Here is a 14,509-nt window from a genome sequence, read left to right on the forward strand (position 1 = left end):
ACGCCCACCACATCCCCCTCCCCACGGAGTCCCCTGTGCAGCAGACCCGGCACGACAGCGGCTGGCGCGGCATGACCATGAGCTCCCAGCTCGGCCGGCACGCGCGGTCGACCCCCGACGTCGTCGCCCTGCGCTTCGAGGGCCGCGGCCTCACCTACGCCGAGCTCGACGAGCGGGTCACCCGGCTGGCGCACGCCCTGGCCGACCGGGGCGTGCACGCCGGCGACCGGGTCGCCGTCCTGGCGCTGAACGGGCCCGAGGTCTGGGAGGCCTACCTGGCCGGCGTGCGGCTGGGTGCCGTCGTCGTCCCGGTGAACTTCCGGCTGGTGGCCGCCGAGGTCGCCTACGCCCTCACCGACAGCGGCGCCGTGGCGCTGGTGGTCGACGCCGCGCTGGCCGACGTGGCGGCCGCCGCGCGGGCCGAGGCGCCGGGCGTGGCGACGGTGCTGCAGATCGGCGCGGAGTACGAGGCGGCCCTGGCGGCTGCGTCGAGCGACCCGCTGGACGTCGAGGTCGACGAGTCCGCGCCCGCCTTCATCATGTACACCTCCGGCACGACCGGCCGTCCCAAGGGCGCCGTGCTGACCCACCGCAACCTGCTGATGCACGCCTTCAGCCAGGTGGTGACCAACGGCGTCGACCCGACGGCGGAGCGGGTGCACGCGCCGGGCACCCCGATGTTCCACATCGCCGGGCTGGCCGGCGGCCTCCCCCCGCTGCTGCTGGGCGGCACGCAGGTGGTGCTGCGGTCGGGCGGGTTCGACCCGGTGGCGACGCTGGACCTCATCGAGCGCGAGCGGGTCAACAGCATCTTCCTGGTCCCGGCGATGTGGGCGGCCGTCGTCGCCGTCCCCGGCATCGCCGAGCGCGACCTGTCGTGCCTGCGCCGGGTCAGCTGGGGTGCCGCACCGGCCTCGACGACCCTGCTGCGCACCTTGATCGACACGTTCCCGCAGGCCGAGGTGATGACCGCCTTCGGGCAGACCGAGTGCAGCCCGGTGACCACGCTGCTGCGCGGTGAGGACTCGATCCGCAAGCTGGGCTCGGTCGGCACCCCCATGCTCAACGTCGAGGTGCGGGTGGTCGACGAGCTCATGCGCGACGTGCCGCAGGGCGAGGTGGGGGAGATCGTCTACCGCTCGCCGATGGTGATGAGCGGCTACTGGGGCAAGCCCGCCGAGACCGCCGCGGCGTTCGAGGGCGGGTGGTTCCACTCCGGCGACCTCGTGCGCCAGGACGAGGACGGCTACTACTTCGTCGTCGACCGCAAGAAGGACATGATCATCAGCGGCGGCGAGAACATCTACTGCGCCGAGGTCGAGGACGTGCTGGCCGCGCACCCGGGGGTGGCCGAGGTGGCGCTCATCGGCGTCCCGGACGAGCGGTGGGGTGAGGCGCCGCTCGCCGTCGTCGCCCCCCGCGACCCGGCGTCCCCGCCGACGTCGGCCGAGCTGACGGCCTGGTGCCGCGAGCGCCTGGCCCGCTACAAGTGCCCGCGCGAGTTCACGGTGGTCGGCGCCCTCCCCCGCAACCCCAGCGGCAAGGTGCTCAAGACCGACCTCCGGCGGGAGCACGCCGCGGGCTCGCTGGTCAGCGACCCCGCCGTGTAGCCCGCGGCGCACGGCTCATCGAGTGGCAGCTCGGCCCCGGCTGCGCTCAGCCGTCACGCGAGGTCGGCCCTCAGACGCCGCGCCAGACCGGGGGGCGCTTCTCGGCGAAGGCGCGGGCGCCCTCCTGCGCGTCGGCGGAGCTGAAGACCGCCTCGGTCACGGTCGCCTGGTGGTCGAGCAGGTCGCGGTCGGTCCAACGCACGGCGCCGGCGACCAGCTGCTTGGTGGCACGCAGGGCCAACGGCCCGTTGACCGCGATGCGCCCGGCCAGCTCGCGCGCCCCGGCCAGCGCCCCGCCGGGCTCGGTGAGCGCGTTGACCAGGCCGAACCGGTGCGCCTCGTCGGCGCTCATCGGGTCGCCGGTCAGCGCGAGCTCCATGGCCCGCTGGTAGGGCAGCGTCTTGGGCAGCCGCAGCACGCCGCCGCCGGCCGCCACGAGCGAGCGCTTGACCTCGGGGATGCCGAACCGGGCCTCGCGCGAGGCCACGACGAGGTCGCAGGCCAGCACCAGCTCGAAGCCGCCGGCCAGCGCCCAGCCCTCCACCGCGGCGATGAGCGGCTTGGCCGGCGGCGCCTCGGTCAGACCGGCGAACCCGCGCCCGGGCAGGGAGGGCCGCTCGCCGCGGGAGAAGGCCTTGAGGTCCATGCCCGCGCAGAAGACGCCGCCGGCCCCGGTGAGCACGAGGACGGCGACGTCGTCGCGGGCGTCGAAGTCGTCCACGACGGCCGCGAGGGCCTGCGTCGTGGCCAGGTCGATCGAGTTCTTCGCCTCCGGGCGGTTCAGCGTGATCACGCCGACCCCGTCGGAGACCTCAGCGAGCACCGTGTCGGTCATGGCCGCATGTCTGCCAGGTGCAGCCGAGGCAGTCAACCCTGACCGTCAGGAGGTGGGCGCCAGCTCCCGCTCGATGTCGGCCAGGCTTCGGTTCTTGGTCTCCGGCACCGCCTTGACCACGTAGACCAGCGACAGGACGGTGACCACGGCGTAGAGGCCGAACGTGGCCGTCTCGCCGATGGCGGCGATGATCGACAGGTAGCTGACCGCGACGACGAAGTTGGCCACCCAGTTGGCCATGGTGGCCACCGACGACGCCCGGCCGCGCACCGCGAGCGGGAAGATCTCGCTGATCAGCAGCCAGACCACCGGGCCCAGGCTGATCGCGAACGAGCCCACGTAGAAGGCCAGCACGACCGTGGTGACGACGGCCCCGGCGCCCTGGACGTCGAACAGGAACGCCACGGCCAGGCCGACCAGCCCCAGCACCATGCCGCTCATGCCCCAGATCAGCAGCGCCCGGCGGCCCACCCGGTCGATCACCTTGATGGCCACGATGGTCATGACCACGTTGGTGAGGCCGACGACCAGCAGCGCGAGCAGCGCCGCCTGCGAGCCCAGGCCCGAGTTCTCCAGCACGGTCGGGGCGAAGTAGATGACGGTGTTCACGCCGGTGATCTGCTGGACGATCGCCAGCGTCACCCCGAGGACCAGCGCCGGCCGCAGCTTGGGCGCCAGCAGCGAACGCTTCTGGCCCTTCTCCTCCTCGGTCGCGGTGCCGCGGATGTCGTCGATCTCCTCGGTGATGGCGTCCTCGGAGTCGCGCAGCGTGCGCAGCACCTCGCGCGCCTCGTCGTCGCGGCCCTGCCGGACCAGCCAGGCCGGGCTCTCGGGCTCGCGGACCATCCCCAGCCCGAGGACGACGGCCGGCAGCAGGGCCAGCCCGACGCTGATGCGCCAGTCGCCGCTGCCGGCGAGGAAGTAGGCGACCAGCTGGGACACCAGGATGCCCAGCGTCACCGACAGCTGGTTGAGGCTGACGAGCGCGCCGCGCCGCTCGGGCGGGGCGATCTCACCGATGTAGACCGGGACGACGAAGGACGCCGACCCCACCCCGACGCCGATGAGGAACCGCGAGAGCAGCAGCACCCAGAACGCCGGCGCGACGATCGACAGCAGCAGGCCGACGACGAAGACCAACGAGGTGGCGATGATCGCCCGGCGCCGACCCAGGGAGTCGGCGACCCGGCCCGCGACCAGCGCCCCCACCGCGGCGCCGACCAGCAGGATGGACACCACGGTGCCCTGCAGGAACGGGGTGTCCAGGGTGAAGTCGTCGCTGATGTTGGGCAGGACGCCGCCGATCACGCCGGTGTCGTAGCCGAACAGGATGCCGCCGACCGCGGTGAGCGCGGCGGCCTTGGTGACCGCCCGCCGGTGCGCGGCGGTGGCCTGGGGGGTCGTCATGGTGGTCCCATCTCGTTGCAACTCTCAACTACCCGAGCATGGTGCGCCTGCGCGGCGCCCACGGCCACCCGAGGTCACCCGCACCGCCCCCGCACGACGCAGCAGCCGCGCCGCCCCGGTGCGGGGCGACGCGGCTGCTGCGTCGTGGGCGGGTGCGGTCAGCGGGCGGAACGGCGGGCGACGAACGTGGTCAGACCGCCCAGGCCGAGGAAGAGACCGGCGAGCAGCAGCAGGCCGGCCGGCTCGGCACCGGTGCTGGCCAGCGCGGCCGGGCGGGCCGGGTGGGCCGAGACGGGGACCACCGGGGCCGGGCTGGTGACCACCGGCGGGGCCGGGGCGACCGGCAGGGGCTGCGGCGCGGTGCACGCCCCGAGCTCGACGTCGTCGCCGCCGATGGTCGCCAGCGTGCGGCCGTCGACCACGAGGGCGACCCCGACGAAACCGGACAGCGGGACCGACCCGCTCAGGCTGACCAGGGGCAGGGTGCCGGCGAAGCCGGTGCCGGTGACCTCGACGTCCTGGCTGGCAAGCTCGACCACGCCGCCGTCGGCGGTCTCGCCGACGACCCCGATGCCGTAGACGCCGGGGGTGAGCCCGCGGACGTCGACGGTGGCCAGCACGGCGTCCGGTGCGGTGCAGTCGCGGGCCAGGGAGATCGCGGCCTGCGCGGTGCAGGCGTCGGCCGCGGCCGGCACCTGCACGACGTACGGGCCGAACGCCTGGTCGCCGACCAGGACGCCGAGGGTCAGCTCGGTGACGCCGTCGAGCACCTCGGGGGCGATGCGCACCGGGATGCCGCCGTCGACGACCAGCGACGGGACGTCGACCGTGCCGCCGGGCAGCAGGACCTGGACGACGACCTCGGTGCCGTCGGCGAGCTCGGTGCCGCTGACCACCACGGAGAGCTCACCGAGGCAACCGCGCACCGGCGTGGCGGTACCCCGGGCGCCCGCCGGGCTCGAGCCCGAGGCGGTGGCCGGCGTGCTCGACGACGTGGTCGAGGTCGACGAGGTGGAGGTCGACGAGGTGGTGGAGGTCGTCGTGGCCGGAGACGTGGTGGCCGAGCTGGTGGCCGGCGTGCCGGACGTCGTGGCGGCCGGGGTCGTCGTGGCGGGCGAGGAGTCGCCGGACGAGGAGCTGCTGGCCGAGGAGCTGCTGGGCGAGGAGCTGCTGGCCGAGGAGCTGCTGGGCGAGGAGGACCCGTGGGCCGCCGCGGCCCCCGCACCGCCGAGGAGCATCCCCGCGGTCACCACCGCGGCGACCGTCGTCCGTACTGCGAGAGCCCGCACGGAGCCCACCTTTCGTCAGCCCCGGGAGGAGGGCGGGTCGCGGGCCGGATGGCCCGTCGGTGACGGACCGTGACAGCACAGCGGCCGCACAGCCACTCCGATGGGCGTCCCGACCGGGTGAACCCGTCACGCTTCACTCCCGGACTCGCGTGCCGTCACCGGGCGTGACCGAGACCTGACGAGCAACGTCACACCCCGGGCTCGACAACGGATGTGACCCGGGCCACCCTGGGCCAGGTGACCGACGCTTGGCCCGCCGACCTGCCCCGCTCCCTCGACTACCCGGCGGTGCCGGTCGGGTCCGTGCTCCGGGCGGGTGTGCGCCGGTGGGACGACCGCACCGCGTTCGTGCACCACGGCACCGCGCTGACCTTCACCGAGCTGGGCCGGCGGGCGCACGCGGTGGCCGCCGGGCTGGTCGAGCGCGGGGTGGCGCGGGGGGACGTGGTCGCGGTCCACCTGCCCAACTGCCTGCAGTACCCCGCCGTCTACTACGGGGTGCTGCTGGCGGGGGCGACCTTCTCCCCCACCAACCCGCTGCTCACCCCGACCGAGCTGGCCCACCAGCTGGCCGACTCCGGCGCCCGCACGCTCATCACGTGGGAGGCCTGCCTGCCGGCGGTGCGTGCGGCGCTGCCGGGCACCGCGGTGACCACCGTCGTCGTCACCGGTCCGCAGCAGATCGCCGACCCCGGGGCGCCCGTCGAACTGCCCGAGGGCGCCGTCGACCTCGCCGACCTGCTGCGCGCCGACCCGGCCGACGCCCACCACGACGCGGGCCTGGACCCCGCATCGGCCCTCGCGCACCTGGCCTACACCGGGGGCACCACCGGCGTCAGCAAGGGCGTCGAGCTGCCGCACCGCCAGGTGGTGACCAACATCCTGCAGTCGGCCTGCTGGTCGACGGGGTCGCTGCCGGTCCTCGACGAGCACGGCGACGTGACGCTGGACCAGGTGGGCCCGGCCGAGGAGTACCCGGTGCGGCTGGGCACCGCGTGCGCGATCAACCTCACGCCCTGGTTCCACGCGATGGGGGTCATCGGCTACCTCAGCGGCCAGGTGCTCTGCGGGTCGACCGTGGTGATCCACGACCGCTTCGACCCCGTCGCCTACGTCGCCGACGCGGTCGCCCACCGGGTCACCGGCATCGGCGGCGCCCCACCGGTGTTCGCCGCCCTGCTCCAGGTGCCCGGCATCGACGAGGCCGACCTGTCCGGCGTGCGGGGCATCTCCAGCGGCGCCGCGCCGCTCGCGGTCCCCCTCATCGAGCGGCTGCGTGCGCTGCTGCCGCAGGCGGTGATCGGTGAGGGCTACGGGCTCACAGAGGTGACCATGCAGGCCACCGGCAACCCGTCGGCCCGGTCGGGGCTGCGAAAGGCCGGCACCGTCGGGCTCCCCGTGTTCGACACCGAGGTCAGCATCCGGGCGCTGGACACCGGCGAGGAGGTGCCGGTCGGCGAGCGTGGCGAGATCTGCATCCGCGGACCGCAGGTGATGCGCGGGTACGCCCACCGCCCCGACGCCACCGCGCAGTCCATCGACGCCGAGGGCTGGTTCCACAGCGGCGACGTCGGCGTGCTCGACGAGGACGGCTACCTGGCCGTGGTCGACCGCACCAAGGACATGCTGCTGCACAAGGGCTACAACGTGTTCCCGCGCGAGCTCGAGGAGATCCTGCTGGGCGTGCCGGGCATCGCCGGGGCCGCGGTCGTCGGCCGGCCCGACCCGATGGCCGGCGAGCTGCCGGTGGCCTACGTGGTCCGGCGGGACGACGAGGCCGGCGCCGACCTGACCGAGGCCTCGGTGATGGCCGCGGTCAACGACCGGGTGACGCCCTACAAGCGCCTGCGCGACGTGGTGTTCACCGACGCCATCCCGGTGTCGGCGGCGGGCAAGGTGCTCAAGCGGGTGCTGGCCGAGCGCGAGCGGGCGGCCGTCGGCTGACCCGTTCGAGCGGTCCGGGGGCGCCCCACGGCGGTGGGCTCACTACTGTCCCTGCGGTGACCACGGGATGCTGAGCGACCACGGCGGTGTGCAGCTCGCGCACACCGAGCAGTCCCCGTTCCGGCAGGTCGGCAAGCGGGTGGTCATCGCCACCGTGGTGCTGGTGGCCACCGTGCTGATCGTCTACTTCGACCGCGACGGGTACCGCGACAACAACGGCGGTGAGCTCTCGCTGCTCGACGCCACGTACTACGCGACCGTCAGCCTCTCCACGACCGGCTACGGCGACATCACCCCGGTCACCGCCAGCGCCCGGCTGGTCAACATCCTGCTCATCACGCCGCTGCGCGTGCTCTTCCTGCTCATCCTCATCGGGACCACCCTCGAGGCGCTGACCGCGCGCTCGCGGGAGGAGTTCCGGGTCCGTCGTTGGAGGTCCACCGTGCGCCAGCACGTCGTCGTGTGCGGGTACGGCACCAAGGGCCGCAGCGCCATCCGTGCGCTGCTGGCCAACGGCACGGACAAGGAGCACATCATCGTCGTCGACCCGAGCCCGACCTCGATCGACGAGGCCAACTCGATCGGGCTCACCGGCATCGTCGGCGACGCCGGCCGGGCCGACGTGCTGCGCCGCACCTCGATCGAGAAGGCCCGGGCCGTGGTGGTGGCCGCCAACCGCGACGACACCGCCGTCCTCATCACCCTCACCGTGCGCCAGCTCAACCCGAGCGTGCCCATCACCGCCAGCGTGCGCGAGGAGGAGAACGCCAGCCTGCTGCGGCAGAGCGGGGCCGACTCGGTCATCACCTCCTCCTCGACGTCGGGCCGCCTGCTGGGCCTGGCCACCGACAGCCCGCGCGTGGTGGCGGTGGTCGAGGACCTGCTCACCGCCGGGCACGGCCTGGACCTCACCCAGCGCACGGTCACCAGCGCCGAGGTGGGCATGGGTGCCCGGCAGCTGCGCGACGTGGTGCTGTCGGTGACCCGGGGCGGGCGCACGCTGCGCTTCGACGACCCCGCGATCGGCACGCTGCAGAGCGAGGACGTGCTGGTCGTCGTCCGCTCGAACTAGACCCGCACCCAGGTCGTCGTCGGCTCCGACCGACCCCGCAGCACCACCTCGTCCGCGCGCCGCCAGTGCGCGCGCTCGGCCGGGTCGGCCGCCTGCACCGCCTCCTCGCTGGCCACCGCCCGGCCGTCGTGGTCCTTGGCCAGTTCCGTGAGCCGGGCGGCGGTGTTCACCGCGTCGCCGATGACGGTGTACTCCGACCGGCTGTCGGCCCCGATCTGCCCGGCGACGACGTCGCCCCAGGCCACCCCCACCCCGACCTCGACCTCCCCGGCCTCGGCCACCGCCGCGCAGATCGCCCGGGCCGCCCGCAGCGCCGACCCGGCGGCGTCGGGCAGGGCCTGCGGGGCCCCGAAGACGCACAGGGCGGCGTCGCCCTCGAACTTGTTGACCAGCCCGCCCTCGGCCTGGGTGGCGTCGACCACGACGGCGAAGAACCGGTTGAGCAGTCCGACCATCTCCTGCGGGCCGAGCCGCTCGGCCAGCGAGGTGGAACCGGCGACGTCGACGAACAACGCGGCGACGGTGCGGGTCTCCCCGCCGAGCTCCACGCCGTTCTCCAACGCGCGGCTGGCGACGTCGGCCCCGACGTGCCGGCCGAAGAGGTCCCGCAGCCGCTCGCGCTCGGCGAGCCCGGCGGCCATCGTGTTGACGCCGTTCTGCAGCAGCCCGATCTCGCCGGCGTCGTCGACGACCAGGTGGACGTCGGTCTCGCCGTCCCCGATCCGCTGGACGGCGTGCCGCAGCTGGCGCAGCGGCGTGCCGACGCCGCGGGCCACCAGCAGCGTGCCCAGCAGGCCGACCACCAGGCTGACCCCGGGCAGGAACAGCGCGGTGAACGTGCTGGGGGTGCCCTGCCCGGTCGGGTCGAGCACCAGCAGCATGAGGCCGACCATCGGGACGCCGCTGGTCAGACCCCAGGTCAGCAGCATGCGCCGGCGCACGTTCAGGGTGCGCGGCTGGTCCGGCGGGTGGGCGGCCAGGGCGCGGGCGGTGACGTGCCGGGCGGCCCGGGCGACCAGCAGGTAGCTGACGCCGGCGGTGACGAAGCCGCCGAGGACGACGGAGATCCCGATGCGCAGCCCCACCAGCGGCTCGGGGTAGACCGAGGCGGAGACGACGCCCAGGCCGACCGCGGCCACGGCCCAGGTCCAGGCCACCAGCCGGGCGATGTCGGCGGGCATGCGCAGGGCGATGACCACCTCCTCGGGAGTGGGGGTGCGTCCGGCCCACAGCCAGCGGTTGGTGCGGCGCTGCTTGTGCAGGCCCAGGGCGACGCCGACCGGCAGGGCGAGCACCAGGTACCCGGCGCCGACGATGCCGGTGACGAGCCGGCCGGTGGGCGACTCGACGTCGCCGCCGCCGTTGACCCCGAGCAGCAGCACCGCCACGACCGCCGCGCCGACGACGTTGGCGACGACCACCAGCAGCGCGATGCCGGGGGCGACGACGCGGTCGGCGGGTACGACCCGGCGGATGCCGGGCACGACGACGCGCAGCACGCCCCGGGCGACGCGGGTGATCACGAGGGCTCCACGGCCTGACCCAACGACAGATCGGCCCCGCGGACACTCCGACGCGCCGGATGCGCCCGGGAGGACCACCCTGGGCCGGTGACCGATCAGGACCGGAACCCGTCCGACCGCGAGGGCGGCACCGCGCTCAAGCGGGCCATCAGCGGCAAGCTGCTCTACGTCTTCGTCCTCGGCGACGTGCTCGGCGCGGGCATCTACGCGCTGATCGGCGAGGTCGCCGGCGAGGTGGGCGGCGCCGTGTGGGTGCCGCTGCTGGTCGCACTGGCCCTCGCGATGCTCACCGCGGCCTCCTACGCCGAGCTGGTCACCAAGTACCCGCGGGCCGGCGGCGCCGCGGTCTTCGCCGAGCGGGCCTTCGGGGTGCCGCTGGTGTCGTTCCTGGTCGGGTTCTGCATGCTCGCCGCCGGGGTGACCAGCGCGGCCGGGCTGGCCCTGGCGTTCAGCGGCGACTACCTGACGGTGTTCCTCGACGTCCCCGCCGTCCCGGCGGCGGTCGTGTTCCTGGTGCTGGTCGGGCTGCTCAACGCCCGCGGCGTGCAGGAGTCGATGCGGGCCAACCTCGTGATGACCTGCGTCGAGGTGAGCGGGCTGGTGTTGGTCGTCGTCCTGGGCGCGATCGTCCTCGGGCGGGGGGACGGCGACGCGTCGCGGGTGACCCAGTTCCCCGAGGGGGTGTCCGCGGGGTCGGCGGTGCTGGCCGCCGCGGTGCTGGCCTACTACTCGTTCGTCGGCTTCGAGACCTCGGCGAACATGGCCGAGGAGGTGCGCGACGTCCGGCGGGTCTACCCGAAGGCGCTGTTCGGGGCGCTGCTGACCGCCGGCGCGGTGTACGTGCTGGTCGGGCTGGCCGCCTCGGTGGTGCTGGCCCCCGATGAGCTGGCGTCGTCCTCGGGCCCGCTGCTGGCGGTGGTGCAGGCCAGCGGCGTGGGCATCCCCGACCAGGTGTTCTCCGCCATCGCGCTGGTCGCGGTCGCCAACGGCGCGCTGCTCACGATGATCATGGCCAGCCGGCTGGTGTACGGGCTGGCCGAGGAGCGTCTGCTGCCCCCGGTGCTGTCGCGGGTGCTGCCGCGCCGCCGCACGCCGTGGGTGGCCATCGTCGTGACCACGGTGGTGGCCATCGGGCTCACGCTCACCGGCGACCTGGCCACGCTGGCGACGACCGTCGTCCTGCTGCTGCTGTTCGTCTTCCTGTCCACGAACATCTCGGTGCTCGTGCTGCGCCGCGACCACGTCGAGCACGACCACTTCACGGCGCCCGTGGTGCTGCCCGTCCTGGCCATCGCCTCGTGCGTGCTGCTGCTGTGGCAGCAGGAGGCGGGCACCTGGCTGCGGGCGGCGATCATGCTGGCCGTCGGGGTGGTGCTGTACCTGCTGGCCCGCGTGACGCGCACCTCTACCGCGGAGACGCCCGGGCGGTGAGGATGGGTCATGCCGGTCGCCCAGCCCACGCCGCACGACATCGCGCTCATGGCCGGGCGGGCCGGCTACGTGCTCAAGGCCAACGACCGCGGCCGGTTCACCGTCGCGTCGCCGACCCTGTACCCGCACATGTGGAGCTGGGATGCCGGGTTCGTCGCCCTGGGCATCGCCACCGTCTCGGTGCCCCGGGCCCTCGACGAGCTCCGCACGCTGCTGACCGGGCAGTGGGGCACCGGGATGATCCCGCACATCCTGTTCCACTCCCCCAGCGACTACTTCCCCGACCCGGACCGCTGGCGCACCCAGGTGGCCGCGGCGCGCCCGGCCGGTGTGCTCACCAGCGGCATCACGCAGCCGCCCATCCACGTCATCGCGCTGTCGCGGATCCTGCACGACGCCCGGCGGCGGGGCGGGGGCGACCAGGAGCTCGCCGAGCGGTTCGTGCTGGACACCTTCCCGCAGTGGCTGGCCTGGCACCGGTACCTGGCCACGGCCCGTGACCCCCATGAGCACGGCCTGGTCGAGATCCACCACGGCTGGGAGTCCGGCATGGACGACTCGCCCCGCTGGGACGCCCCGTACTCCCGGGTGCACCCGGGCGCGATGCCACCGTTCACCCGCCGCGACCTCGCGCACGTCTCCGACCCCTCGCAGCGGCCCTCGGACGCCGAGTACGCCCGCTACCTGTGGCTGGTCGAGCAGAAGGTGCTCACCCGCTACGACGACGCGGCCTACCGGGCCACGGGCGACTTCGTGGTCGGCGACGTGCTGGTCTCGGCGCTGCTGGCCGCCGCCTCGGACCTGCTCGCCGACATGGGAGCCGAGCTCGGCGCCGACCCGGCCGGCATCGAGGAGTCCCGCGCGATCGCCCGCCGGTTCCGCACCGGGGTGCTGCGCACGGTCGACCCGGCCACCGGCCTGGCCCGTGACCTCGACCTGCGCACCGGTGAGCACCTGGACGTCGAGTCCGCCGCCGGGTTCGCGCCCCTGCTGTGCGGCGGGGACGACGCCCTGCTGCGCCGCCAGCGCGACCTGTTGCTGGGGCCGAGGTGGTGCGGGCACTCGCGGCTGCGGTGGCCCGTCGTCCCCTCGGTGTCCCCGGCGTCGCCGGCCTTCCGCGAGCGCACCTACTGGCGGGGCCCGCAGTGGCCGGTGCTCAACTGGCTGATGGCCTGGGCGCTGAACCGGTCGGGCGAGCAGGAGGCGGCCAACGCCCTGCGGCTGGCCGGGCTCGCCCAGCTGGTCGACTGCGACTTCGCCGAGTACTACGAACCGCTCACCGGTGAGCAGCTGGGCTCGCGGGACCAGTCCTGGACGGCGGCCATCGCGCTGGACTTCCTCGCCGCCCGCCGTCCCGGTCGCCGCAGGCACGTGCGCCTGCTGACCGCGGAGCTACCCGCGGTCACCCCCGCCGGCCCCCGCTAGGAACCCCTCGACCGCGTCCGCCAGCGGCCCCAGGACGGCGGGTGGCAGCGCATGGCCCATGCCCGGGATCCTCACCAGCCGGGCGTCGCCGAACGCGTCGGCCAGGCGCTGCGCGTTGGGCGGCGGGTAGGCCGGGTCGGCGGGGGCCTCGACCACGAGCACCGGGACGTCGACGGCGGCCAGCTCGGCGCCCCGGGCCAGCCCGCCCTGGTCGGCGACGGCGTGCGGGGTGGCCGGCAGCAGCCCGCCGGAGTGCGCGGCCACCCGCTGCTCCAGCGCCACCCACTCGCCCGGGTCGACGTCGAGCTGGTCGCCGTTGAGCCGCCGCCAGTGCTCGGCCCGCCACGCGAGCTCGGCGGCGTCGTCCCGTGGCTCGGCCATGGTGGCCCAGAAAGCCAGCAGCTCGTCCGACGGCGGCGGTGCCGGGTCACCCGCGGCCCCGCCGAGCGGACCGGTGCAGAACAGCGTGGCGCTCCGCAGCCGGTCGGGGTGGTCGAGCAGCAGCAGCTGGGTGAGCAGGCCGCCCATCGACATGCCGACCACGTGCGCGCGGTCGATGGCCAGGCCGTCGAGCACGCCGACGGCGTCGGTGGCCAGGTCGCGCAGGGCGTAGGTGGTCCCCCGCGTCGACCGGCCGGTGTCGCGGTGGTCGTAGCGCACCACCCGGTGCGTCCGGGCCAGCCGGTCGACCAGCGCGTCGGGCCAGACCAGCCCGGACGACGCCGCCCCCATCACCAGCAGCACGGCGGGCGCGGCCGGGTCCCCGCGCTCCTCGACCCACAGCTCGACCCCGTCGGCGACCGGCACGGTGCGTTCCATGCAGCCGACCGTGCCGGACGCCGGTGCCGGGCGCGAGCGGTTTCTCAGACCTCGGTGGCCAGCAGCTCCGTCAGGTTCGCGTCGACCGCGGCCAGGTAGGCCGGCTCGAACCCGAACAGGCCGAAGTGGCCGGCGATGCTGGGCAGCACCCGGACCTCCGCGCCCGGGACGAGCTCGGCCTCGCGGCGGCAGTCGCGGGGCGGGAAGAACATGTCCTCGTCGATCGGCATGACGAAGGTCTTCGCGGTCACCCGGCTCAGCGCTGCGGCGAGGTCGCCGTCGGTGTGCCGGGCGACGTCGCCGCGCTGCCACTTCCAGCCCATCGACAGCAGCGCGTTGGGGTCCATGGCGCCGAACACGGCGCGGGTGAACCGTTCCTGGAACTCGGTGAAGGTGTCCCAGCTGGTGTCGGGCAGCTCGATGCCCTTCCAGAACCCGGACCGCCAGAACTCGGTCGACAGGCCCATGATCGCCCAGATGTCGGCGTGCCGGGCCAGGCCGGCCGCGACCTCGGTGTGCGACGTGTACTCACCCCCGTTCCACCCGGGGTCGGAGGTGATGGCGTCCATGAGGGTCTGGGTGAACAGGAAGTCGTGCGGGGTGTTCTGCGCGGTGCCGGCGATGGGGGCTGCCCGCAGCACGGCGTCGGGGTAGCGCACCGCCCACTCGTAGGTCTGCTGCGCGCCCATCGATCCGCCGACGACCAGCGCCCACCGGTCGATGCCGAACAGCTCCTGGGTGAGCTGCCGCTGCGCCCGGACGTCGTCCCCGATGCGCACCTTCGGGAACCGCGACATCGCGATGCTGGGGTCGTCGGTGGTGTGCGGGGACGTCGAGAGCCCGTTGCCGATCTGGTTCACCACGACGATGAAGTACCGCTCCGGGTCCAGCGCCCGGCCCGGCCCGATGTAGACCTGCCACCACGTCGCGTGGGTGCCGCTGAACCAGGTCGGGACCAGGATCGCGTTGTCCTTCGCCTCGTTCAGCTGACCGTAGGTGGCGTAGGCCAGCTGGAGGTCGGGGATCGTGCCGCCCTCCTCCAGGTCGAAGGCGCCCAGGGAGTGCAGGTGGTAGGCGCCCTGCACCTCGGGTGAGTAGAACGGGTTCTCGATCACGAGCAGCTCCTCGTCGAGCCGGATGGGGTGACGCCGCTC

General features: G+C 74.2%; 12 protein-coding genes. 6 read left to right on the top strand and 6 right to left on the bottom strand.

Annotation, left to right across the window (positions count from 1 at the left end; translation table 11 throughout):
- Positions 1-35: 35 nt before the first annotated feature.
- Positions 36-1,610: a long-chain-fatty-acid--CoA ligase gene (locus tag BLP29_RS00555; protein WP_243469592.1), complete on the top strand. Its 1,575-nt coding sequence runs from the start codon at positions 36-38 to the stop codon at positions 1,608-1,610.
- 70 nt (positions 1,611-1,680) lie between these two features.
- On the opposite strand, the gene BLP29_RS00560 is transcribed toward BLP29_RS00555, so the two are convergent.
- The 3 genes from BLP29_RS00560 to BLP29_RS00570 all read right to left on the bottom strand — a co-directional run bounded on the left by BLP29_RS00560 (position 1,681) and on the right by BLP29_RS00570 (position 4,778).
- On the bottom strand, positions 1,681-2,445 hold the full coding sequence (locus tag BLP29_RS00560; protein ID WP_092798840.1) for a crotonase/enoyl-CoA hydratase family protein: 765 nt from the start codon (positions 2,443-2,445) through the stop codon (positions 1,681-1,683).
- 45 nt (positions 2,446-2,490) lie between these two features.
- Positions 2,491-3,852 (bottom strand): sugar porter family MFS transporter, encoded by a 1,362-nt coding sequence (locus BLP29_RS00565; RefSeq protein ID WP_092798842.1) that lies wholly within the window; start codon positions 3,850-3,852, stop codon positions 2,491-2,493.
- 158 nt (positions 3,853-4,010) lie between these two features.
- Positions 4,011-4,778 (bottom strand): hypothetical protein, encoded by a 768-nt coding sequence (locus tag BLP29_RS00570; protein ID WP_133378929.1) that lies wholly within the window; start codon positions 4,776-4,778, stop codon positions 4,011-4,013.
- A 4-nt stretch (positions 4,779-4,782) separates the two neighbouring features.
- On the opposite strand from BLP29_RS00570, the gene BLP29_RS00575 reads away from it, so the two are divergent.
- The 3 genes from BLP29_RS00575 to BLP29_RS00585 all read left to right on the top strand — a co-directional run bounded on the left by BLP29_RS00575 (position 4,783) and on the right by BLP29_RS00585 (position 8,157).
- Entirely contained in the window at positions 4,783-5,214 is a 432-nt protein-coding gene (locus tag BLP29_RS00575) for a hypothetical protein (RefSeq protein WP_133378932.1), read from the top strand.
- A gap of 164 nt (positions 5,215-5,378) precedes the next feature.
- Positions 5,379-7,085, top strand: a complete 1,707-nt coding sequence (locus BLP29_RS00580) for a class I adenylate-forming enzyme family protein (protein ID WP_243469593.1) — start codon at positions 5,379-5,381, stop codon at positions 7,083-7,085.
- Positions 7,086-7,152: 67 nt separating this feature from the next.
- Entirely contained in the window at positions 7,153-8,157 is a 1,005-nt protein-coding gene (locus BLP29_RS00585; protein ID WP_092798848.1) for a potassium channel family protein, read from the top strand.
- On the opposite strand, the gene BLP29_RS00590 is transcribed toward BLP29_RS00585, so the two are convergent.
- Positions 8,154-9,680 carry an adenylate/guanylate cyclase domain-containing protein gene (locus tag BLP29_RS00590; RefSeq protein WP_207798239.1) on the bottom strand — a complete coding sequence of 509 codons (1,527 nt, stop codon included), beginning with the start codon at positions 9,678-9,680 and terminating at the stop codon, positions 8,154-8,156. The genes BLP29_RS00585 and BLP29_RS00590 overlap by 4 nt on opposite strands.
- Positions 9,681-9,767: 87 nt before the next feature.
- On the opposite strand from BLP29_RS00590, the gene BLP29_RS00595 reads away from it, so the two are divergent.
- Both BLP29_RS00595 and ggh read left to right on the top strand, forming a co-directional pair.
- Positions 9,768-11,111 (top strand): APC family permease, encoded by a 1,344-nt coding sequence (locus tag BLP29_RS00595; protein WP_092798850.1) that lies wholly within the window; start codon positions 9,768-9,770, stop codon positions 11,109-11,111.
- A gap of 9 nt (positions 11,112-11,120) precedes the next feature.
- Positions 11,121-12,536 (top strand): glucosylglycerate hydrolase, encoded by a 1,416-nt coding sequence (gene ggh / locus BLP29_RS00600; protein WP_133378934.1) that lies wholly within the window; start codon positions 11,121-11,123, stop codon positions 12,534-12,536.
- On the opposite strand, the gene BLP29_RS00605 is transcribed toward ggh, so the two are convergent.
- Positions 12,504-13,355, bottom strand: a complete 852-nt coding sequence (locus BLP29_RS00605; protein ID WP_092798852.1) for an alpha/beta fold hydrolase — start codon at positions 13,353-13,355, stop codon at positions 12,504-12,506. The genes ggh and BLP29_RS00605 overlap by 33 nt on opposite strands.
- Before the next feature lie 44 nt (positions 13,356-13,399).
- Positions 13,400-14,470: an alpha/beta fold hydrolase gene (locus tag BLP29_RS00610; RefSeq protein ID WP_243469594.1), complete on the bottom strand. Its 1,071-nt coding sequence runs from the start codon at positions 14,468-14,470 to the stop codon at positions 13,400-13,402.
- Between the last annotated feature and the right edge of the window lie 39 nt (positions 14,471-14,509).

It is taken from the genome of Klenkia marina, assembly GCF_900101025.1.
Taxonomy (GTDB): domain Bacteria; phylum Actinomycetota; class Actinomycetes; order Mycobacteriales; family Geodermatophilaceae; genus Klenkia; species Klenkia marina.

What these genes read in the sequence shown, in the direction of transcription:
- BLP29_RS00565 (WP_092798842.1), bottom strand. Translation starts at nt 3,852, where the DNA reads ATGACGACCCCCCAGGCCACCGCCGCGCACCGGCGGGCGGTCACCAAG.
- BLP29_RS00560 (WP_092798840.1), bottom strand. Translation starts at nt 2,445, where the DNA reads ATGACCGACACGGTGCTCGCTGAGGTCTCCGACGGGGTCGGCGTGATC.
- BLP29_RS00605 (WP_092798852.1), bottom strand. Translation starts at nt 13,355, where the DNA reads ATGGAACGCACCGTGCCGGTCGCCGACGGGGTCGAGCTGTGGGTCGAG.
- BLP29_RS00585 (WP_092798848.1), top strand. Translation starts at nt 7,153, where the DNA reads ATGCTGAGCGACCACGGCGGTGTGCAGCTCGCGCACACCGAGCAGTCC.
- ggh (WP_133378934.1), top strand. Translation starts at nt 11,121, where the DNA reads ATGCCGGTCGCCCAGCCCACGCCGCACGACATCGCGCTCATGGCCGGG.